Raw genomic sequence first — 21,322 nt, 5'->3', positions numbered from 1 at the left:
GAAAAACTCCAGTCATTTGGTGATCGACAACTCGCCCGGCGCGCCGGCAAGTGTGCGGCTCGGCGACGAGGTGGCAATCATGATGATGAGCGTGAGGATGTAAGGTGCGGCGTAGAAGAGATAGTAGCCCTGGGTCACCCCGACCGATTGCAGTGCCGGGCCTAGCGCGCCGGCACCGCCGAACAATAGTGCCGCGGCAAAGCAGCCGAGCGGGTTCCAGCGCGCGAAGATGACCAGCGCCACCGCCATCAGGCCCTGCCCCGACGAGATGCGTTCGGTCCAGCTGCCGGGATAATAGAGCGACAGATAGGCGCCGCCGATGCCGGCGAGCGCGCCGCCGACACCTGTCGCAAGCAGGCGCACGGTGTTCGGATTGAGGCCCATGGCGCGCGCCGCATCGGAGCTGTCGCCGACGACGCGCACGATCAGGCCGGCGCGGGTGTTGCGGAACGCCCACCACAGGAACAGCGCAAGTGCGGCACCAATCAGGAACAGCACGTTGACGTTGAGCGCCGCCTGCACCTGCGGAATGTTCGACCAGCCACCGAAGGCGATGGCCGGCAGGTCTGACGCCGAGGGCTGGATGAACGGCTTGCCGAAGAAGAAGGCGAGACCCGAGCCGAACAGCATCAGCGCGATACCGATGGCGATGTCGTTAACGCCACGGAATTTGCAGATCCAGCCATGGAACAGCCCGAAGCAAAGACCGGCACCGGCGGCGGCCAGCAGGCCGAGCCATGGCGAGCCGGTCACCACTGCTACCGCATAGGCGGTCATTGCGCCGAAGACCAGCGTGCCTTCGAGGCCGAGATTGATGCGGCCGGAACGTTCGGTAATGGCTTCGCCCAGCGACACGAAGATGAACGGCGTCGAAACGCGGATGGCGCCGCCGAGAATGGCGAGCGGCACGCCCCACAGGCCGATCTCGGTCGCGTCCATCAGGAGCCCCTCTTCCACAGATCGGGATTGAAGACCTTGAAGCGGCCGTAAAAGGTTTCGCTGAACAGGATGACGACGAAGAGCATGCCTTGCAGCACCAGCACGGTGGCGTCGGGCAGGTCCATGCGGCGCTGGATCAGTCCGCCGGAAGCGCCGATGCCGCCGAGCAGGAAAGCGACCGGAATGATGGCGAGCGGATTGTGGCGGGCGAGGAAGGCGACGAGGATGCCGGTATAGCCGTAGCCGGCGGCGAGCGAGGCGTTGGCGCTGCCTTGCACGGCGCCGACCTCCAGCATGCCGGCCAGCCCGGCAAAGCCGCCGGCCAGCCCGGTGAAGCCGACGATCAGCGGCCCGACGGCAAGCCCTTGCACCTGGGCCGCCCTGACATTGCCGCCGGCGATGCGGGCGGCAAACCCCCAGCGCGTCTTTTCGATCAGCAGCCAGGACAGGACGCAGGCGAGAATACCGACGACGAGGCCCCAGTGCACGTCCATGCCTGGAATGTTGCCGATGCGGTAGGCATCCCCCAGCGGCTCGGTCGAGGGTTTGTTGAGTGAGGCCGGATCGCGCAGCGGCCCTTCGACAAGATGGTTCATCAGCGCGATGGCGATATAGGCCATCAGCAGGCTGGAGATGGTTTCGTTGACGGCGCGGTAGTGGCGGAGTGCGCCGACGGCACCGATCCAGATGCCGCCGGCGACCACGCCCGCCGCGCCCATCAGCAGGATGACCAGAAAAGCCGGCGCGCCATTCGCCGCGACGCCGATGGCGGCGGCGGCAACGCCGCCCATCACGATCGCGCCTTCGCCGCCGATCACGACGAGCCCGAGCCGTGCCGGCAGCGCCACGCAGAGCGCTGCCAGTAAAAGCGGTGCTGCCCGCGACAGCGAGTTCTGGATCGAGAACCACGAGCCGAAGCCGCCGCGCCACATCGTCTCGTAGAGTTGCACCGGCGATTTGCCGACCAGCGCGATGAACACGCTGAACAGCGCCATGCCGACGATCAGCGCCGCGAGCGGTATGACGAAGGCTTCCGCGCGCCGCGCCGCCCATTCGAGCGCTGCCGGATAATTCCTGGCGCCAAACAGCGCCGGTGCGCCCGCAGTGCTGACCGTGTCTGCCATGGCCCCGTCTCCGATCCGGTTCAGGCGGTCGAACCGACGACGCCCTCGACTAGGTAGTCCATGCTTTCGAGTTCGAGCGCGGTCTCGACGAAGGCCTGGCCCTCGGTCGCGACGACGACGCCCTTGTTGCTCTTCAACGGACCCTTGATGACCGAAAAGCCGCCTTTCATCATTTCGGCCAGCTTGCCGTCGAACTGCTTGCGGGCGGCATCGCCGACGGCGGGGCCGAGCGGGCTCATCTTTACGAAGCCGTCGGCCAGGCCACCGCGCGTGAAATTGGGCAGCGGCGTGCCGGCCACCAGGTCGTCGACGAACATCTTGTAGACCTTGGCCCAGTTCCATTCCGCGCCGGTCAGGTATTTTTCCGGTGCCAGCGGGCTCTGGTTGGCATGATAGCCGCAGACGAAGGCGCCGCGCCCGGCCGCCGTCTCGACCACCACCTTGGGGCTGTCGACATGACAGGTGATGACGTCGGCACCCTGGTCGACCAGCGCATTGGTGGCCTCCGCCTCCTTGACCGCCAGCGACCACTCGCCGGTGAAGATCACCTGGCAGGAGATTGTCGGGTCGACCGAGCGCGCGCCGAGCAGGAAGGAATTGATGTTGAGCAGCACCTGCGGGATCGGCTTTGCCGCGACGAAGCCAAGCTTCTTGGTCTTGCTGGTGTGGCCGGCGACGACGCCGTTCAGATACTGGCCCATGCCGATATAGCCGAAATAGGAACCGGCATTCATCGGATGCTTGTCCTTGTTCCACATGCCGCCGCAATGGCGGAACTGCACGTCGGGGAATTTCGCGCACATGGCCAGCATGTGCGGATCGAAATAGCCGAACGAGGTCGGGAAGATCAGCGACGCACCGTCGAGATTGATCATCGATTCCATCGTCTTTTGGACGTCGACCGTCTCCGGCACGTTCTCCTCTTCGACGACGGAAATGCCTTCGATCCCCTTCAGCGTGGCGGCGCCTTCGGCATGCGCCTGGTTGTAGCCGTAATCGTCCTTTGGCCCGACATAGATGAAGCCGACGGTGGCCGTCGCGGCGAAGGCCCTGCTGATCGGAAACGATGCGGACGCAAGGCCGAGCGCCGCTCCGGCGGCGGAGGTCTTGAGCAGGTCGCGGCGGCTAAGCATGAATCTCTCGGACATTGAATGCTCCCTCTGTGGGGCCTTTGGGGCCGGTTAACACCTCAATGAAAGAAGTGTATGCAATCAGCGTGCCAGTTTCAGGAATTGGATTTATTCAGCAATATCAATGAGTGTGCCGATGTGAGCTGCACAAAGCCGGAGCAATTGCATACACTTTTTGCCTCCAAAATCGTCAATTTGACATGAAGGCTAAAACATAGGCATACAGAGCTGCGGAGGAATCGAAGCCGGTGAGTGGCTTACGGCTCTAGCGAAATGACTGGACGGAGGAGACGTGTCTGGAAAGCGCAATTTGATCAGGTCGGGCACGACCGTCGATCAGATGGTGAGGGCGATCAGCGACCGGATCGTCACCGGGTTCCTGCGTCCCGGCGAAAAACTCGACGAAGCCTCGCTCGCTGCCCGCTTCGATGTCTCACGTACGCCGATCAGAGAAGCGCTCAGCCGGCTCAGCGCCATGGGGCTGGTCGAAAGGCGGCCGAACCGCGGCGCCACCGTCGCCGTGGTGACGCAGGAGCACCTCGCCTCGATGTTCGAGAGCATGGCCGAGCTCGAAGCGATCTGCGCGCGCTTCTCGGCCGAGCGCATGACGGCCGGCGAACGCCGCACGCTGGAGGCCGAGCATCAGGCCTCGGCGCGCTTTGTCCAACTCGGTGCCGAAGAAGAGTATGAGCTTTTCAACACCGAGTTCCACACCCGGCTCTATCGCGGCGCCCACAGCAAGCACATTTATGAACTGACCGTCATGACCCGTGGCCGCCTGGCGCCGTTTCGGCGCGCGCAATTCATGCTGCCCGGGCGGCTGGCCCAGTCCTGGCAGGAGCATGACGCCATCGTTACTGCAATCATGCGCGGCGACAGTGCGGCTGCCGGAACAGCCGCCAAGGATCATGTCTCGATCGTCAGCGAGGCGAGCGCCGTCTTTGCCATCGGCGACCGCCCCAAAGGCAAGACCGAGCCGTTTCCGACATCGGCCCCTAACCCTTAAGGGACCAGCACGGCCACCACGGCGGCACAGTCACCGGCCTTGACCAGCCCCGGAAAATGCCGCGCCGCCAACAGACCGGACATTTTGGCCCTGATCTCCTGCGGAGCGCCGCCGGTGCGGCCTATGGAATGGATGCGCGCCAGCACCTGGTTCTCTGCCACCGGCTCGCCGAGATCGATCATCGTTTCGATCATCCCGTCGTCCTCGGCGAACGAGAAGCAATCGCCCGACGGCATGTCGAGCCAGCGGGTCGGCTGCATCGCGATCGCGCCGGCGACGATGCCGGAATGGCGCAGCACATTGAGCACGCCCCGACGCGCGATCCGCACGGTTTCCGCGCGCGAAGTTCCGCCGCCCCCGAGCTCGGTGGTGATGAACAGCTTGCCCATCTCTTCGGCGGCGGTGTCGAACATGCCGACCGCGTCGATCTCCAGCATCTTCATCGACCAGGGCGCCGAGAACGCTTCCACGGCAGCGAACCCCTTCTCCTCCAATATTTTGTCGGGCCGGATGTGGGCGGCGCAGAACGGCACGAAGTCGAGCGTCTTGCCGCCGGAGTGGAAATCGAGCGCGATGTCGGTGCGTGGCAGAAGTTCGCGCTGGAAATAATCGGCGATCTTCTCGGTCACCGTGCCGTCGGGCCGGCCGGGAAAGCTGCGGTTGAGATTGCCCTTGTCAATCGGCGAGGTGCGCGTGCCGGCGCGGAACGCCGGATAGTTCATCGCCGGCACGATGATCACCGTACCGCTGACGTCTTTCGGCTCGAGCGTGCGGGCGAGATCGTAGAGCGCCAGCGGCCCCTCATATTCGTCGCCATGATTGCCGCCGGTGAGCAATGCGCTCGGCCCGTTGCCGTTACGGATGACGCAAATCGGGATCATCACCGAGCCCCAAGCGGAATCGTCGCGGCTGTAAGGCAGGCGCAGGAAACCGTGCTGCGTGCCGTCGCGCTCGAAATCGATGGTCGGCGTGATCGGTGACGGGCGAAGGCTGGACATCGGGCTCAACTCTTCACCACCAGCTTGCGCGGCACATTGGCCAGGCACTCGACGCCAGTCTCGGTGATCAGGATGGATTCGGTGATTTCCAGCCCCATCGTCTCCAGCCACAGGCCGGTCATGAAATGGAAGGTCATGCCGGGCTTCAACTCGGTGCGGTCGCCGGGACGCAGGCTCATCGTGCGTTCGCCCCAATCCGGCGGATAGCTAAGCCCGATCGGATAGCCGGTGCGGTTGTCCTTGACGATGCCGTATTTCTTCAGAACCGCGAAGAAGGCATTGGCGATGTCCTCGCATGTGTTGCCGGGTTTGGCGGCGGCAAGCCCCGCCTCCATGCCTTCCAGCGTCGCCTTTTCGGCGTCGAGGAACTCCTGCGTCGGTTTGCCGAGGAAAACGGTGCGCGACAGGGGGCAGTGATAGCGGTTGTAGCAGCCGGCGATCTCGAAAAAGGTGCCCTCGCCCGACTTCATCGGCCGGTCGTCCCAGGTCAGATGCGGCGCCGATGCATCGGCGCCCGACGGCAGTAGCGGCACGATCGCCGGATAGTCGCCGCCGATGCCGTCGACGCCGCGCGTGCCGACATCATAGATCTCGGCGACCAGGTCGCATTTGCGCATGCCGACTTCGATCTTGTCGACGATGCGCTGGTGCATTGCCTCGACGATGCGGGCGGCTTTGCGCATGTAATCGATTTCGGTCGGGCTCTTCACCGCGCGCTGCCAGTTGACCAGTGCGGTGGCATCGACGAAGCGGGCATTGGGCAGATGCTTCTGCAGCGATGCGAATGCAGCGGCCGAGAACCAGTAATTGTCCATCTCGACGCCGATGCTGAGCTTGCCCCAGCCGCGATCGGAGAGCACGCTGGACAGAAAATCCATCGGATGGCGCTCGGTCGACTGCACGTAGTGGTCGGCATAGCCGACGATGTTGTCGTGCGCGAGATAGGCGGTGCGCTTGGCGCCGTTGGCGTCCTGGCCGCGGCCGTACCACACCGGCTCGCCCGACGGCGGCACGATGACAGCCTGATGCACATAGAACGACCAGCCGTCATAGCCGGTCAGCCAGGCCATGTTGGACGGATCGCTGACGACGAGCAGATCGACGCCCTTGGCCTCCATCGCCTTCCGCGTCTTGGCGAGGCGCTCCGCAAATTCGCCGCGCGAGAATTTCAAATTGGGCTGCATTGTTCTTGGTCCTCGTATGTTGGGCCTTGCGGCCGGTATCAGCTTTCGAAAATCGTACCGGTCTTGGCTGCACGCGCGCGGTCGCGGGCGAGCGTGGCGATCGCCGTGTCCTGCACGCCGGTGCCGGTCAGATCGGCAATGGTGATGTCGCTGGCCGAACGCCGGCCATGCCTTTCGCCGGCGATGATGTGGCCAAGCTCGGTGATCTCGGCATCGGCCGCCATCACGCCCGCCGCGATGGCATGGTGCAGTTCGCCCAGCCGCCGCGTCTGCTTGGCGCTATCGGCGACGTAGAGATCGGCCATGCGCAGGATCGCCGGCGCGATCTCGTTCTTGTGCTCGGCATCCGAGCCCATCGCGGTGATGTGCTGGCCGGCGGAGACGAAGCCGGCCTTGATCAGCGGTTCGGTCGCGGGTGTCGTGGTGACGATAATGTCGGCATCGGCGGCTGCTTTTGCCGCGTCTGGCTCGGCGTGAACGGCGATGCCCAGTCTTTCGGACAATGCGTCCGCCGCGGCTTCGGCCTTGGCGGCATCCCTTGCCCAGATGCGGGCTTCTGTGATTGGCCGCACCAGCATCAGCGCCTCGAGCTGCAGTCCGGCCTGAACACCGGCGCCGAAGATCGCGGCAACGGAGGAGCCCGGACGCGACAGATGTTTGGCGGCGACCGCGCCGGCGGCGGCCGTGCGGATGTCGGTGAGATAGCCATTGTCGAGCAGCAGCGCCTCGACCAGCCCGGTTTTGGACGACAGCAGCACCATCATGCCGTTGACGCTGGGCAGGCCGAGCTTGGGATTGTCGAAGAAACCTGGGCTGATTTTGATCGCAAAACCGTCGATGCCCGGCACATAGGCGGTCTTGACGTCGACCTCGCCGCGATGCTCTGGGATATCGAGCCGCAGGATTGGCGGCATTGCCACCGGCAAGGTAGCGAGCGCGCGAAACGCGTTCTCGACGCAGGCGACGGCATCGAGATCGAGCTTCACGATCTTGCGCAATTCACTTTCGGTGAGGATCGTCATCCGGCTCATGCTGCGCTCTCCGCAATTGCTTCGCCGCAGATGATCTTGCGGTGCAGTGTCATTTCGATGTTGCGACCGGACAGAACGAGCACCGTCGGGCCATTCGCTTTGACCTTGCCGGCAAGCACGGCCGCGATGCCGACCGCGCCGGCGCCTTCGACGATCTCGCGCTCCTGCTCATAGGCATGGCGGATGCCGGTGGCGATCTCGTCCTCGCTGAGCAGGATCACATCGTCGAGCAAGTCGCGGCACATGGAAAAGGTCAGCCGGTTGTCGAGGCCTATGCCGCCGCCGAGGGAATCGGCCAGCGTCGGCAGTTCCTCAACCAACACCGGATGCCCGGCGTCGAGGCTCGCCTTCATCGCGGCACCGCGCGCCATCGAAACGCCGACGACCCTCGTCGCCGGGCTGACGCCCTTCACGGCAGCAGCGACGCCAGCCGCCAGCCCACCACCGGAAAGCGGCACCAGCACCAAAGCGGCGTCCGGAACCTGCTCGATGATCTCCAGCCCGAGCGTGCCTTGCCCCGCGACGATGGCGGGGTGGTCGAAAGGCGGCAGCATAATCAGCCCGTCTTCCGCGACCAGCCGTTCGACCTCCCGCTGCGCATCGTCCTGGCTGTTGCCGACGATGCGGATCTCGGCGCCGAGCCGGCGGATTTCGTCGAGCTTGTTCTGCGGCACCAGCCGCGACATGCAGATCGTCGCGTGGATGCCTTGCAGTCGAGCAGCATAGGCAAGCGCCCGGCCGTGGTTGCCGGTCGAGGCAGCGACGACGCCACGCGCCCTCTCCTCTTCTGTCAGCGAAGCGATAGCGTTCGAGGCACCACGCAACTTGAAGGCGCCGGTGGTCTGCCGATGTTCGAGCTTGAGATAAACAGGAGCGTCCAAGTGCTGGGAAAGACTCCGGGACGTGACGGTCGGCGTGCGCTCGACCTTGCCTGCGATGCGCTCGCGCGCGGCGTGGATGTCGGAGAGGCTCACCTTGGAAGCGGTCATGGCTCATCAATCAGTTCAGCGGCAGCGTCATCAGACGGCCGAATTCAGGGCGCGACATCTCATCTCCGCAGAGCCGCAGGCAATTCCAGGCCGTCGCCTGGTTGCTGGTGACGACGGGGCGGCCGATGGCCTCTTCCATGCCGACAACTGCCGCCGCCGACCGCAGCGCCGTACAGGACACGAACAGCGCGTCGGCCTGCGGGGCCGTCATCTCACGGGCCAGATCGACCAAGGATTTCGGTGCAATCCGCGCCATCTCGCGGTCGTCCTCGAAGCCGAGGCAAATGAAGCTGACGATTTCGAATCCATGCTCGGTGAAATAGGCCGCCATCGGCCGGCTGGTCTCGACCGTATAGGGAGTGAGGATGCTGATCGCCCTGGCGCCTAGCGCCTTCAGGCCGCGCACCCCGGCCATCGGCGGCGTGACCACCGGCACGCCGGGCTTGGCGGCCTGCACCGCGGCCTCGATTTCGGCATCGCCGATCACGACGGAAGCCGAGGTGCAGGAATAGCAGATCGCATCGAGCGGCTCGTCGGGGAGGATCAGGGCCGCACCCGCCGTCAGTGACGGCTGCATCTTGCGCAAATTCTCCGGCGTCGTCGGGTTAGCGTAGGGAATACGCGCGACATAGATGCCGATACGATCGCTTGCCACCATGCGGTGAAAATCCGGTTCGCTCGTATGGTCGGTGGCAAGGATGATCAGGCCGACCCGCTTTTCCAGCGGACGCGCATCGAGCGGCGGCCGGGCCGAGTGCAGGCGGATATCGGGTGCAGCGCTCATCGTTCGATCCGCCCATAACGGTGTTCCAGCCAGCGCAGCAGCACCACCGAGAACAGGCTGATGGCGAGGAAGAAGGCGCCGACCAAGGTGATCGGTTCGATATACCGGTAATAGGTATTGGCGACGCTCTTGGCCTGGTTCATCAGTTCCAGCACGGTGATCGCCGACAGCAACGGCGTCTCTTTGAACATGGCGATGAAATAATTGGCAAGCGCCGGGATCATCGGCGGAATTGCCTGCGGAATGATGATGTGCGTCCAGGTTTGCGTGGCGTTCAGGTTGCAGGCCTTGGCCGCTTCCCATTGGCCGCGCGGCACATTGTCGATGCCGGCGCGGTAGACCTCGGCTGTGTAGGTGCCGTAGTGCAGCCCGAGACCGATGACGCCCGCCACCAGCGGCGGCAACAGGACGCCGAAATCCGGCAGCACGTAGAAGATGAAATAGAGCTGCACCAACAGTGGCGTGCCACGGATGAACTCTGCAAGAAAGCCGACCGTGCGCGACAACGCCCTGTTCGGTGACCGGCGCGCCAACGCGATGCCTAGCCCAACGATGGCCGCCAGCACCGAGCCGAGCAGCGTCGCCAGGATGGTGATCTTCACCCCCTCGATCAGCGTCGGCAGGATCTGCCGGACAAAATCCCAATCCCATTCCATTATCAGGCCCGATCCATCATACGCGCACCCCGTCCAGGCCACGCGCCATGCGGCGTTCCAGCGACCGCACGCCCCATGAGATGAGCAGCGCCAGTGCGAAATAGATGACGAGGATGGTGCTGAACGGCACCAGCGTGTTGCCGGTCTGCGAACGCACCACCTGCGCCTGGAAGGTCAGGTCGGCGAGCGAAATCAGCGAAACGACGGCGGTGGCCTTGAGCAGCTCGATGGCGTTGTTGCCGAAGGTCGGCAGCATCACCAGAAGCGCCTGCGGCAGGATGATGTGGCGCATGGCTTGCCAGCGGCCGAGATTGAGCGCGGTGCAGGCCTCATATTGTTCGCGGCCGATAGACTTGATGGCGCCGCGCACCACTTCCGCTGCATAGGCGCCGACATTGAGGCCCAGCGCCAGCACGCCGGCCTGCAGCGGCGTCAGAGAAATGCCGGCAAAAGGCAGCACGAAATAGGCCCAGAACAGCTGCACGAAGATCGAGGTGCCGCGGAAGAACTCGATATAGGCGGTGGCCAGCGCGCGTAGCACGAAAAACCGCGACAGCCGCCCCAGCCCGGCGAGAAAGGCCATGACCAAGGCCAGCACCGACCCCATCAACGTCAATTCGATGGTGACAAGCGCTCCTTGCAAAATCAAGCCGAAATAGCCGGACCATTGGGTCATTGGTCGAAAGGGCTCCGCATTGAATATTTGGCGAGGCGATCACTTCAGCGTCCTTCTCCCCGTTCACGGGGAGAAGATGCCGGCAGGCAGATGAGGGGCAGAGCCAATCTGTCAGAAACTGGCGTCGCCCCTCATCCGGCCCTTTGGGCCACCTTCTCCCCATCAACGGGGAGAAGGAAGAACGCGCCTACTTCGCCGAGCAGAGCTTGTCGCGGCTCGTCGACATCGCCGCCGCCGCCGAGAAGCCGTAAGGCTCGATGATCTTGGCGAACTCGCCGGACTTCTTCAGTTTCGCCAATTCGACATCATAGGCGTCGCGCAGCGCTTCGTCGCCCTTCTTGAAGGCCGCGCCGTCGCAATAGACCGGCGCACCGACCACCGGCGCGATGACTTCGAGGTTCGGATCATTGGCCTTCTTGACCAGGTCGTTGATCGACAGCACGGGCAGCGAATAGGCATCGATGCGGCCGTCCTGCAGCATCTTCAGGCCGCTCTGGCCGTCCGGCACGACGATGACGCGCTCGCGCGGCACACCTGCGGTGAGCGCCAGCTTTTCCTCTGTGCCGCCACCCGGTGCGCCGATCGTCGCGCTGGTGTCCTTGGCGACATCCTCGTAGCTCTTGAAGCCCTTCGGGTTGCCCTTCTTCACCAGCATCGCCTCGGCGTCGCACAGCACCGGTTCCGAATAGGCGACCGCAGCACAACGTTCCGGCTTCATGAACAGGCCGGCGGTGACGACGTCGAAACGGCCGGCCTGCAAGCCGGGGATCATGGCGCCATATTCCGAGATCGAGGCGACGATATCGTTGACGCCAAGGCGCTTGAAGATCTCACGGGCAACGTCAGGCGCCGCACCCGAAACCTTGCCGTCGGCAGCGACCGCCGTATAGGGCGGCTCGTTGGCGATGGCGACGCGGGCAAAGCCTTGCGCCTTGAGCTCTTCGAGCTTGCTGTCATCGGCCGAGCCGGCCGTCGAGGCAGCCAGCACCGCCGTCAGGGCAATACCGGCGACGCCGGCCAAAATGGCAAATTTCTTCATTGTTCCCAACTCCTTGTTTGTCTGTCTTCTTGGCTTGCTTGAGGCGTCGCCGCCTCGCATGGCAGTCAGACCCGATGTCCGGCCGCAATGATCTTCTTCAGGAAACCTTGCGTGCGCTCCTGTTTGGGATGGCGGAAAATCTCGTCGGGCTTGCCCTCCTCGACTATTCTGCCGCGATCGAAGAACAGCACCCGGTCGGCGAAGTCATGGGCGAAACCCATCTCGTGGGTGACCAGCAGCATGGTCATGTCGGTCTCGGCGGCGAGCTTGCGCATGACGTTGAGCACCTCGTCGACGAGTTCCGGGTCGAGCGCCGAGGTGACCTCGTCGAACAGCATGATCTTCGGCGACAGCGCCAGCGCCCGGGCAATCGCGACACGCTGCTTCTGTCCGCCGGAAAGCTGCGCCGGCATCGCTTTGGCCTTGTCGACCATGCCGACCATGTCGAGCAGCTCCATCGCCCGCTTCTCGGCGGCGGCCCGCGGCACGCCTTTGGTCAGCATCGGTGCGAGCGTCACATTGTCGATGACGCATTTGTGCGGAAACAAATTGAACAGTTGGAAGACCATGCCGATCTTCTGGCGCATTTTTGCCAAATGCCGTTCATCGGCCGTCAGCAGCCGGCCGTTACGCTCCATGTGGTACAGCTGTTCGCCGTCGACCTGGATGTGGCCACTGTCGATACGCTCTAGCGTCATCAGGATGCGCAGGATCGTCGTTTTTCCCGAACCCGACGGGCCGATCAGCGCCAGCTTCTCGCCGGGCATGACCTGCATCGAGAGGCCATCCAGCACCTTGAAGGTGCCGAAGCTTTTCGAAATGCCGTCGATCTTGATGATGGGCGCCGACAATGAATTTCCCGTGCTGGAGAAGCTGTGCCTTTAACGATGCGGATCGCGGCAAATCATGTCAATCAAGAAAATAATATCATGACAATATTTCGGACTCCGCACAATTCCCCGCCAATTGTTGCCTAGATCGCAAGCAGGAGATGCTCGGGATCGCCGAGCAGAAGCTTGGTGACAACGCCGAGACCGGCACGCAGTTCCCCCTCCGTGGTCGAGCCAAGCGAAATCCGCACAGCTGGATGCCAAGGCGTCTGCGAAATGCGAAACGACGTGCCGGGCGCGATCGCCACGCCCTGCAGGCGGGCCTGGGAAACAAAGCTTTCCTCGCCGCGATCATCGGGCAGCCGCAGCCAGACATGCAGCCCGTCGCGATGAGCCCGATAGTCCACTCCGGCGAGCACCTCGGCGGCGATGTCCAGACGCCGCCGCAAAGCCACGCGCTGCCATCGAACGAGTTCCATCGCGGTGCCGTCGGTCACCCATTTGGTGGCGATCTCGGCCACCAGCGGCGTCGCCATCCAGTTCGAGACGAGGTGGCGGTTGGCAACCGCGGCGACATAACGATCGGGCGCCGCGAGATAGCCGATGCGCAGGCCCGGCACCACGATCTTGGTGAAGGAGGTGACGTAGAGCGTGCGCTCGGGTGCAAGCGCCGCGACCGGCGGCGGCCGGTCCTCGACCAACGGGCCGAGGACGTCGTTTTCGATAATGGCGATATCATGCCTGCGCGCAACGGCGGCAATCTGTTCGCGCCGGGCGGCGTCCATCAGCGTCGCCGTAGGGTTGATCACCGAGGGCTGCACGAACACGGCGCGGATGTCCGACAGCCGGCAGGCCTCGTCGAGCGCTTCCGGGATCAGCCCATTGTCGTCGATCGGCAAACCCTCAAGGTTGAAACCGAGATAACGCGCCAGCGGGATCAGCGTGTGGTGGCCGATCGCCTCGGTGGCGACGGTCGAACCGGGCGGCGCCACGCTCATCAGCGCTACCGTGATGCCGGCCGTAGCGCCGTTGGTCAGGCTGATGTTCTGCGGCGACACGTCGAGGCCGCAGAGGCGTAGCCACTCGACACCCACAGCGCGGTGGCGCGGGAACACCATGTTCGGCCTGAACGACAGCGCCGCGCTCGACGGCAGGTTTTCGGCGAGCCAGCCCAGCGCCTGCCTCAGACGGTCCAGATGCATCGGTTCGCAGACCGGCTTCAGGATGGAGAGGTCGATGACCTCGCCCAGCCGCTCCGGCAGATAGGGCGGCTCCGGCTCGCGGCGCTGTGTCTGCACGAAGCTGCCGCGGCCGACCTCGCCGGACACCAGCCCGCGGCGGATCAGCTCCTCATAGGCGCGGCTGACCGTCTGCACTGAAAGTTTCAGATCGTCGGCCAGTTGCCGGTGCGTCGGCAACCGAGCGCCATTCGCCAGGCGCCCGTCATGGATGGCCCGCGCGAACTGGTCGGCGAGCGATTGATAGGCCGGCCGCCGGATAAGAGCGGGATCTGGTCGCCAAAATGTCATGACTTATTAGAGATCGAAATCAGTGCAATTGACAATCGAAATAATGCGCCATCATGGTGTCCGGCACTGGAAGTGGACGATCATGGCTGCAGCGAAACTCGATCCGATCGACCTGAAAATCCTCGACGCCATCCAGCGCGACGGGCGCATCACCAAGCTGGCGCTGGCCGAGAAGGTCGGCCTGTCGCCGACGCCTTGCTGGATGCGGCTGCGCAAGCTCGAAAAGGCCGGCATCGTCTCGGGCTACCATGCCAGGATCGCCATGCGCGCCATCGCGCCGGTCGCCACCGTGCTGATGGAGGTGACGCTTGCCAGCCACCGCCAGGCCGATTTCGACCGTTTCGAGCGCGTCATCCGCGACATCCGCGAGATCGTCGCCTGCTGGTCTGTCGGCGGCGGCGTCGATTACCTGCTGAAAGTCATGGCGCGCGACATCGACGCCTATCAGCGGCTGGTCGACACTCTGCTCGAGCGCGAGATCGGCATCGACCGCTATTTCACCTATATCGTCACCAAGACGGTGAAGGAGGAGAGTGTGCTGCCAGTGGCGGATCTGTTGCCGGCATCTTCCTGATACCGGAGAGATCGTCTGGCTGGGCAGGGCAATAGAGACAATCTCTCTACGTGCAGGCACGCAAACAGCCTCTCTGTTTGCGCGGCAGAGATAGTCTTGCGGCATCACCCGAACCGGGAGCCCGATGATGTCCGCACATTTTGCCCGCTCGCACCGCCATGAAGCGCTTGATCGCCTTGCCGACCGACGGCTGCTGCGCGAGCTCGCCTATGTCGACGGCCACTGGACGGCAAGCGAGACCGCGGAGAGTTTCGAGGTGACCGATCCGGCCACCGGATCCACCGTCGCTTTTGTTGCCGCGCTCGATGCCCGGCAGACGACATTGGCGATCGATGCGGCATCGCGCGCCTTTCCTGCCTGGCGCGCATTGCTGCCGCAGGAACGGTCGAAAATCTTGCGCAAATGGTTCGATCTGATCGTCGCCGCCAAAAATGACCTGGCTCTGCTGATGACGCTCGAACAAGGCAAGCCGCTGAAGGAATCGCTCGGCGAGATCGACTATGCCGCCTCTTTTGTCGAATGGTATGCCGAGGAGGCCAAACGCCTCAACGCCGAAAGCGTCACCAGTCATCTGCCAAACGCTGAGATGATGGTGCGGCGCGAACCGCTTGGTGTCGTCGGCGTCGTCACGCCGTGGAATTTTCCAGCTGCGATGCTGACCCGCAAGGCGGCGGCCGCCCTCGCCGCCGGCTGCACCATCGTCGCGCACCCCTCGTCGGAAACGCCGCTGTCGGCACTGGCCCTAGCCGAGCTTGGCGAGCGCGCTGGCGTGCCGGCTGGCGTCTTCAACGTTCTCACCGGCAAGGCTTCGACCATCGTTGGGCGGATGTGCGAAGATCCGCGCGTCCGCGCCATGAGCTTCACCGGCTCGACCGAGATCGGCAGGTTGATCGCCGCGCAGAGTGCGCCGACGATGAAGCGTCTGGTGATGGAACTCGGCGGTCATGCGCCGCTGATCGTCTTCGCCGACGCAGATCTCGACAAGGCTGTGGCCATTGCGGTCGACGCCAAATTCGCGACCTCCGGCCAGGACTGCCTCGCCGCCAACCGCATCTATGTCCAGCGTCCGATATACGATCGGTTCTGCGCTGCTTTCGCCAGACGCGTCGAGGCATTGCGGGCCGGCAATGGCCTCGCTGACGGCACTGAAATCGGACCCTTGATGCACGAACGCGCGGTCAAGAAGGTCGAGGAGCAGGTGGCCGATGCGCTCGCCAAAGGCGCGCGTTGCCTGACCGGCGGCAGGCGTCATCCGGCCGGGCCGCTGTTTTACCAGCCTACCCTGCTGGCCGATGTTGACGATGACGCCCTGATCATGCGCGAGGAGACCTTCGGTCCGGTCGCCGCCGTGACGCCCTTCGACAGCGAAGACGAAGTCGTCGCCCGCGCCAATGCGACAGAATACGGCCTCGTCGCCTATGTCGTCACTGAAAACGGTGGCCGCCAATTGCGCATCGGCCGGGCACTCGACTATGGCATGGTCGCCATCAACCGCGTCAAGATCACCGGCGCGCCGGTCCCGTTCGGCGGCGTCAAGCAGTCCGGCATCGGCCGCGAGGGCTCGCGTCACGGGCTCGAAGCCTTTACCGATCTCAAATATCTCTGCCTCGATGTTGCGTAAGCCGCGCCCGACACATTTTCCTCAGGAGTAGAAAAATGCTCGACCAGTCAAACGAACTCGCCGCCTGGGATCGCGATCACTTCTTCCATCCCTCGACCCATATGGGAACGCATGCGCGTGGCGAGAGCCCGACGCGTGTGATCGCCGGTGGCGAAGGCGTCATCATCTGGGACAATAACGGCCGCAAGAGCATCGATGCCTTCGCCGGGCTCTATTGCGTCAATGTCGGCTATGGACGCCAGAAGATCGCCGACGCGATCGCCGCACAGGCCAAGAACCTCGCTTATTATCATGCCTATGTCGGGCACGGCACCGAGGCGTCGATCACGCTTTCCAAGATGATCATCGACCGCGCGCCGCAAGGCATGTCGAGGGTCTATTTCGGCCTCTCCGGTTCCGATGCCAACGAAACCAACATCAAGCTGATCTGGTACTACAACAACGTGCTCGGCCGGCCGGAGAAGAAGAAGATCATCTCGCGCTGGCGCGGCTATCACGGCTCCGGCATCATGACCGGATCGCTGACCGGCCTCGACCTGTTCCACAACGCCTTCGACCTGCCGCGTGCGCCGGTCCTGCACACCGAGGCGCCCTACTATTTCCGCCGCGCCGACCGCTCGCTGAGCGAAGAGCAGTTTTCGCAATACTGCGCCGACAAGCTCGAGGAGATGATCCTCGCCGAAGGGCCGGAAACGGTCGCAGCCTTCATCGGCGAGCCTATCCTCGGCACCGGTGGCATCGTGCCGCCGCCAGCCGGCTATTGGGAAAAGATCCAGGCGGTGCTGAAGAAGTACGACGTGCTTTTGATCGCCGATGAAGTGGTCACCGGCTTCGGCCGATTGGGTACCATGTTCGGCTCCGACCACTACGGCATCAAGCCCGACCTGATCACCATCGCCAAGGGCTTGACCTCGGCCTATGCGCCGCTCTCCGGCGTCATCGTCTCAGACAAGGTCTGGCAGGTGCTGGTGCAGGGTTCCGACAAGCTCGGCTCGCTCGGCCATGGCTGGACCTATTCGGCGCATCCGATCTGCGTGGCCGCCGGCGTCGCCAACCTGGAACTGATCGACGAGATGGACCTGGTGCGGAACGCTGGCGAGACCGGCGCCTATTTCCGCGCCGAGCTGACGAAAGCCGTCGGTGGCCACAAAAACGTCGGCGAGGTACGCGGCGACGGCATGCTGGCGGCAATCGAGTTCGTCGCCGACCGGGACGACCGCGTCTTCTTCGACGCGTCGCAAAAGATCGGACCGCAGATCGCGACCGCGCTTGCGGCAAGCGGCGTCATCGGCCGCGCCATGCCGCAGGGCGACATTCTCGGTTTCGCGCCGCCGCTCTGCCTGACGCGGGAAGAGGCCGACATCGTCGTCTCCAAGACGGCCGATGCGGTGAAGAGCGTGTTTGCCAACATCTGAAGAACCGACATGAATGCCATGACCAAGACCATCCCCGCCACCATGGCCGCCGTGCAGTTGATCGGTCACGGCGGACCGGAAAAGCTCGTCTACCGCACCGACGTCAAAGTACCTTCGCCCGCTCTGGGCGAGGTGCTGGTCAAGGTCACCGCTTGCGGCATGAACAACACCGATGTCTGGGTGCGCCAGGGCGCCTATGGCACTGAGGAGGATGCCGCGGCCGTGTCGACCTGGCGCCGCCAAGGCAACACGCTGACCTTCCCGCGCATCCAGGGCACCGACACGGTCGGCAACATCGTTGCCGTCGGCGACGGCGTGTCGCCGGCCCGCATCGGCGAGCGGGTGATGGTCGATTTCTCCATCTATAATCGTGACGACGATTCATTGGCCGACATCGACTATATGGGCCATGGCCGCGACGGCGGCTATGCCGAATACCAGACAGTGCCTGCCGAGAACGCCCGTATCGTCGACACCGACCTGACCGACGTCGAACTTGCCACATTCTGCTGCGCCTATCTCACCGGCGAGCAGATGTTGGAACGCGCCGCATTGAAGGCCGGCGAGCGCGTGCTGGTCACCGGCGCGTCGGGCGGCGTCGGCTCCGGCATCGTGCAGTTGGCGCGGGCGCGCGGAGCCATCCCCTATGCCGTCGTCGGCAAGGGCAAGGAACAGGCGGTGCTCGACGTCGGCGCCGAAGCGGTTATCACCCGTGGCGTGGCTGACCTGCCGGCTGCGGTAAACGAGGCGACTGGCGGCCAGCCGATCGACGTGGTTGCCGACCTCGTCGGCGGCGCGATCTTCAATGACCTCTTGCGCATCCTCAGGCCCGAAGGCCGCTACACCACCGCCGGCGCGATTGCCGGGCCGGTCGTGCAGCTCGATCTGCGCACCATGTATCTGAAGCAGCTGCAATTGCATGGCTCCAGCCAGGGCACGCGACACGATTTCCGCCGCATCGTCCGCTACATCGAGGAGAAGAAGATCCGGCCGCTGGTCGGCGGCGTCTACAAGCTATCCGATTTCCACCGCGCCCAGGCGGATTTCATCGCCAAGGATTTCGTCGGCAAGCTGGTGGTCGTGCCGGATGCGGTCGGCGTCGCTAAATAGCGCGATCAGCTCTGCGATCGGACCTGCTTGGCGGCAGCCTCGAGCGACCGTTCAAACGCGTCGATCACCTGGTCGACCTGCGGCTCGGTGATGATCAGCGGCGGGCAGAAAGCCAGCGCATCGCCCATATTGCGCGAGATGACGCCGTTCTGTTGCATGAAGCCGTTGACGAGCCCGCCCAAGGCACCAACCGTGCCCCACGGCGCCCTGTTCGCCTTGTCGCCGACCAGCTCGACCGCTGCGATCAGGCCGATGCCGCGCACCTCGCCGACAAGCGGATGCGAAGCGAGCGTGCGCAGCCGCTTCTGCATATGCGCGCCGACCGCACGCGCATTGCCGACAAGGTCGCGCTCCTCGATCAGCTTCAGGTTCTCGATCGCGACCGCAGCTGCAACGGGATGGCCGCCGCCGGTGAAGCCGTGGCCGAACGTGCCGATACGATTGCTTTCGTCGGCGATCGGCGCGAATACCTTGTCGTTGATCAGCAAGGCCGAGATCGGCAAATAGGACGAAGAGATCTGTTTCGACAGCACCATGATGTCGGGCCTGATGCCGAAGATCTGCGAGCCGAACATCTCGCCTGTTCTGCCGAAGCCGCAGATCACCTCGTCGGCGACGAGCAGGATGTCGTATCTCGACAGCACCGCCTGTATCTTCTCCCAGTAGCCGGCCGGCGGAACGATGACGCCGCCGGCACCCATGATCGGTTCGCCGAAGAAGGCGGCGATCGTTTCCGGTCCTTCGGCGAGGATCAGCTTTTCCAGCTCGTCGGCGAGCCGTGTCGAAAACTGCTCTTCGTGTTCACCCGGCAGCGCCTCGCGCCAATGGTGTGGCGTCGAGGTGTGCAGTACATTGGCGATCGGCAGATCGAACGAAATGTGGTTGTTGGGCAGTCCGGTCAGGCTCGCCGAGGCGATGGTGACGCCGTGATAACCCTTCTTGCGGCTGATGATCTTCTTGCGTGCCGGCTGGCCGAGCGCATTCGATCGGTACCAGATCATCTTCATGGCCGTATCGTTGGCCTCGGAGCCGGAATTGGTGAAATACGCCTTGCTCATCGGCACCGGCGCCATCTGCACCAGTCTCTCGGCGAGATCGATCAGCGGCGAATGCGATTTGGAGCCGAAATCGTGATAGTAAGGCAGCTTCGACATTTGCCGTACCGCCGCATCGACCAGCCGCTTCTCCGAAAAACCGACCGCGACGCTCCAAAGCCCGGCCATCGCCTCGATATAACGGTTGCCGGCAAGGTCCTCGACATAGATGCCGTCGCCCTTCTCGATGACGAGCGGTCCCGACTCCTGATGCTTGCGGGCATTCGTATAGCCATGCATGTGAAAGCTTATGTCGCGGGCTTCGGGAGAATTCGGTCGTGCGTCCATGATGGCTCCTGTGCTGCACGCGGAAACAGTCCTGCCGCCGGTCCGCCTCGGCAGGTCCCCGTGCATTATGCCGTTTGATGCATCTTTCTCGAACGGTATAGTGTCAAGCGCTTTCGACAGGGCCAGCGGATGGATGGACGCATGCAGAACTTCGGCTTGACCTGACCGTGGACCATGTCGACTGCATTGTCGCGGCGCCGGCGTTGTTGGCCTGGCGATCGCGCGAGAGATGGCGCAGCGCGGCATCGATACGCTGGTCCTGGAAGCCGAGAGCGCTATCGGCACCGGGATAAGTTCGCGCAATTCCGAGGTCATCCATGCCGGCCTCCACTATCCGGTTGGATCGGTGAAGGCCCGGCTCTGCGTGGCGGGCCGGGAAAAGCTCTATCGCTATTGCGAGGAGCGGGCGATCCCACACGCGCGCTGCGGCAAGCTCATCGTTGCCACAAAAGCCGAACAGGAGCCGGTGCTCGCCTCAATCCGGGCCAATGCGCGCGCTTGCGGCGCCGGCGACCTGGTGCCCTTGAGCGAAGCCGAGGCGCATGCGCTGGAGCCCAGCCTTAAGTGTACGGCGGCGTTGCTGTCGCCCGCCACCGGGATCATCGACAGCCATGCTCTGATGCTTGCCTTGCTGGCTGATGCCGAGGCGCACGGGGCGGCACTTAGTCTCAACACCCGCATCGCCTCCGGCCGCATCGAAGCGGGCCGCGTCGTGCTCGAGACGGTGGACGCTACCGGCGGCGAGCGCTTCGAGATCGCCACTCCGCGCTTCGTCAATGCCGCCGGGCTTGGCGCCGCAGCACTTGCCGGGTCGCTTGAAGGGCTCGACCAGCAATTCGTGCCAAAGCTCCATTATGCCAAGGGCAACTATTTTTCGGTGGCCGGCCGGGCGCCCTTCTCGCGATTGGTCTATCCGGTGCCCGAACCCGGCGGGCTCGGTGTTCATCTGACGCTCGATCTCGACGGCGTCACCCGCTTCGGGCCGGACGTCGAATGGACCGATCAACTCGACTATCGCGTCGATCCAGCTCGTGGCGAGCGCTTCTACAGCGAGATCCGCAAATACTGGCCGGACCTGGACGATGGCAGCCTGCAGCCCGCCTATAGCGGTATCCGGCCGAAACTCTCCGGTCCCGGTGAGGCCAATGCCGACTTCGTCATCCAGGACGCAGCGGTGCACGGCGTGGATAGCCTGGTCAACCTGTTCGGCATCGAAAGCCCCGGCCTGACCTCCTGCCTGACGATTGCCGACCATGTCGCGCAGTGCCTCGCGACGAAGTTGTAGTGTGCGGCGCCCCGCGCCAC

19 protein-coding genes and 1 pseudogene are annotated in these 21,322 nt (G+C 63.9%); 6 read left to right on the top strand and 14 right to left on the bottom strand.

All coding sequences use genetic code 11. The features are described from left to right. Positions 1-12: 12 nt before the first annotated feature. From NKH13_RS19665 to NKH13_RS19655, 3 genes are read right to left on the bottom strand one after another with little or no spacing between them, the layout of a single operon-like run. Complete coding sequence (locus NKH13_RS19665; protein ID WP_352913845.1) at positions 13-939, bottom strand: ABC transporter permease; 927 nt, start codon at positions 937-939, stop codon at positions 13-15. Further along, positions 939-2,063 (bottom strand): ABC transporter permease, encoded by a 1,125-nt coding sequence (locus NKH13_RS19660; RefSeq protein WP_352913842.1) that lies wholly within the window; start codon positions 2,061-2,063, stop codon positions 939-941. Before NKH13_RS19660 ends, NKH13_RS19665 begins: the two co-directional genes overlap by 1 nt. A gap of 20 nt (positions 2,064-2,083) precedes the next feature. Then, positions 2,084-3,211, bottom strand: a complete 1,128-nt coding sequence (locus NKH13_RS19655) for a BMP family ABC transporter substrate-binding protein (RefSeq protein ID WP_352913840.1) — start codon at positions 3,209-3,211, stop codon at positions 2,084-2,086. Positions 3,212-3,533: 322 nt separating this feature from the next. Here NKH13_RS19655 and NKH13_RS19650 point away from each other — a divergent pair, with 322 nt between their 5' ends. After that, positions 3,534-4,199 (top strand): GntR family transcriptional regulator, encoded by a 666-nt coding sequence (locus NKH13_RS19650; RefSeq protein WP_352913981.1) that lies wholly within the window; start codon positions 3,534-3,536, stop codon positions 4,197-4,199. Here the strand turns inward: NKH13_RS19650 and doeB are convergent. The 10 genes from doeB to ehuR all read right to left on the bottom strand — a co-directional run bounded on the left by doeB (position 4,196) and on the right by ehuR (position 13,915). Next, complete coding sequence (gene doeB, locus NKH13_RS19645) at positions 4,196-5,197, bottom strand: N(2)-acetyl-L-2,4-diaminobutanoate deacetylase DoeB (protein WP_352913837.1); 1,002 nt, start codon at positions 5,195-5,197, stop codon at positions 4,196-4,198. The two genes, NKH13_RS19650 and doeB, sit on opposite strands and share 4 nt — an antisense overlap. A 5-nt stretch (positions 5,198-5,202) precedes the next feature. Next, positions 5,203-6,381, bottom strand: a complete 1,179-nt coding sequence (gene doeA, locus NKH13_RS19640; protein ID WP_352913836.1) for an ectoine hydrolase DoeA — start codon at positions 6,379-6,381, stop codon at positions 5,203-5,205. 38 nt (positions 6,382-6,419) lie between these two features. Further along, the gene (locus NKH13_RS19635; protein ID WP_352913835.1) at positions 6,420-7,412 is read right to left on the bottom strand and encodes a cyclodeaminase; all 993 of its coding nucleotides are present in this window, start codon (positions 7,410-7,412) and stop codon (positions 6,420-6,422) included. Then, positions 7,409-8,401: a hydroxyectoine utilization dehydratase EutB gene (gene eutB / locus NKH13_RS19630; RefSeq protein WP_352913832.1), complete on the bottom strand. Its 993-nt coding sequence runs from the start codon at positions 8,399-8,401 to the stop codon at positions 7,409-7,411. The genes NKH13_RS19635 and eutB overlap by 4 nt, the downstream gene beginning before the upstream one ends. Positions 8,402-8,411: 10 nt before the next feature. Further along, positions 8,412-9,185 carry an ectoine utilization protein EutA gene (eutA, locus tag NKH13_RS19625; RefSeq protein ID WP_352913830.1) on the bottom strand — a complete coding sequence of 258 codons (774 nt, stop codon included), beginning with the start codon at positions 9,183-9,185 and terminating at the stop codon, positions 8,412-8,414. Beyond that, on the bottom strand, positions 9,182-9,841 hold the full coding sequence (gene ehuD, locus NKH13_RS19620; protein ID WP_352467665.1) for an ectoine/hydroxyectoine ABC transporter permease subunit EhuD: 660 nt from the start codon (positions 9,839-9,841) through the stop codon (positions 9,182-9,184). The genes eutA and ehuD overlap by 4 nt, the downstream gene beginning before the upstream one ends. 16 nt (positions 9,842-9,857) lie before the next feature. Next, the gene (ehuC, locus tag NKH13_RS19615) at positions 9,858-10,517 is read right to left on the bottom strand and encodes an ectoine/hydroxyectoine ABC transporter permease subunit EhuC (protein ID WP_292659914.1); all 660 of its coding nucleotides are present in this window, start codon (positions 10,515-10,517) and stop codon (positions 9,858-9,860) included. 187 nt (positions 10,518-10,704) lie between these two features. After that, on the bottom strand, positions 10,705-11,556 hold the full coding sequence (gene ehuB / locus NKH13_RS19610) for an ectoine/hydroxyectoine ABC transporter substrate-binding protein EhuB (protein WP_352587308.1): 852 nt from the start codon (positions 11,554-11,556) through the stop codon (positions 10,705-10,707). 65 nt (positions 11,557-11,621) lie between these two features. After that, on the bottom strand, positions 11,622-12,407 hold the full coding sequence (gene ehuA / locus NKH13_RS19605; RefSeq protein WP_023677199.1) for an ectoine/hydroxyectoine ABC transporter ATP-binding protein EhuA: 786 nt from the start codon (positions 12,405-12,407) through the stop codon (positions 11,622-11,624). A gap of 122 nt (positions 12,408-12,529) precedes the next feature. Continuing rightward, positions 12,530-13,915 carry a MocR-like ectoine utilization transcription factor EhuR gene (ehuR, locus tag NKH13_RS19600; protein WP_352913825.1) on the bottom strand — a complete coding sequence of 462 codons (1,386 nt, stop codon included), beginning with the start codon at positions 13,913-13,915 and terminating at the stop codon, positions 12,530-12,532. A gap of 82 nt (positions 13,916-13,997) precedes the next feature. On the opposite strand from ehuR, the gene NKH13_RS19595 reads away from it, so the two are divergent. The 4 genes from NKH13_RS19595 (at position 13,998) to NKH13_RS19580 (ending at position 18,635) form a co-directional block, all read left to right on the top strand. Beyond that, a complete protein-coding gene (locus tag NKH13_RS19595; protein WP_352467670.1) occupies positions 13,998-14,489 on the top strand; it encodes an Lrp/AsnC family transcriptional regulator in 492 nt (163 codons plus the stop codon). Positions 14,490-14,616: 127 nt separating this feature from the next. Continuing rightward, positions 14,617-16,110 carry an NAD-dependent succinate-semialdehyde dehydrogenase gene (locus NKH13_RS19590; protein ID WP_352913823.1) on the top strand — a complete coding sequence of 498 codons (1,494 nt, stop codon included), beginning with the start codon at positions 14,617-14,619 and terminating at the stop codon, positions 16,108-16,110. 35 nt (positions 16,111-16,145) lie between these two features. Continuing rightward, entirely contained in the window at positions 16,146-17,525 is a 1,380-nt protein-coding gene (locus NKH13_RS19585; RefSeq protein ID WP_352913820.1) for an aspartate aminotransferase family protein, read from the top strand. Between the two features lie 9 nt (positions 17,526-17,534). Further along, positions 17,535-18,635 (top strand): alcohol dehydrogenase family protein, encoded by a 1,101-nt coding sequence (locus NKH13_RS19580; RefSeq protein ID WP_352913818.1) that lies wholly within the window; start codon positions 17,535-17,537, stop codon positions 18,633-18,635. 5 nt (positions 18,636-18,640) lie between these two features. Here NKH13_RS19580 and NKH13_RS19575 read toward each other — a convergent pair whose 3' ends face one another. Then, entirely contained in the window at positions 18,641-20,017 is a 1,377-nt protein-coding gene (locus tag NKH13_RS19575) for an aspartate aminotransferase family protein (RefSeq protein ID WP_352913816.1), read from the bottom strand. A 167-nt stretch (positions 20,018-20,184) separates the two neighbouring features. Between NKH13_RS19575 and NKH13_RS19570 the strand changes: the two are divergent. Next, positions 20,185-21,302 (top strand): annotated as a pseudogene (locus NKH13_RS19570) (NAD(P)/FAD-dependent oxidoreductase). The last annotated feature ends 20 nt before the right edge of the window (positions 21,303-21,322 follow it).

It is taken from the genome of Mesorhizobium sp. M1348 (assembly GCF_040317925.1).
Taxonomy (GTDB): Bacteria; Pseudomonadota; Alphaproteobacteria; order Rhizobiales; family Rhizobiaceae; genus Mesorhizobium.
This window is presented reverse-complemented; position numbering and strand designations above follow the sequence as displayed.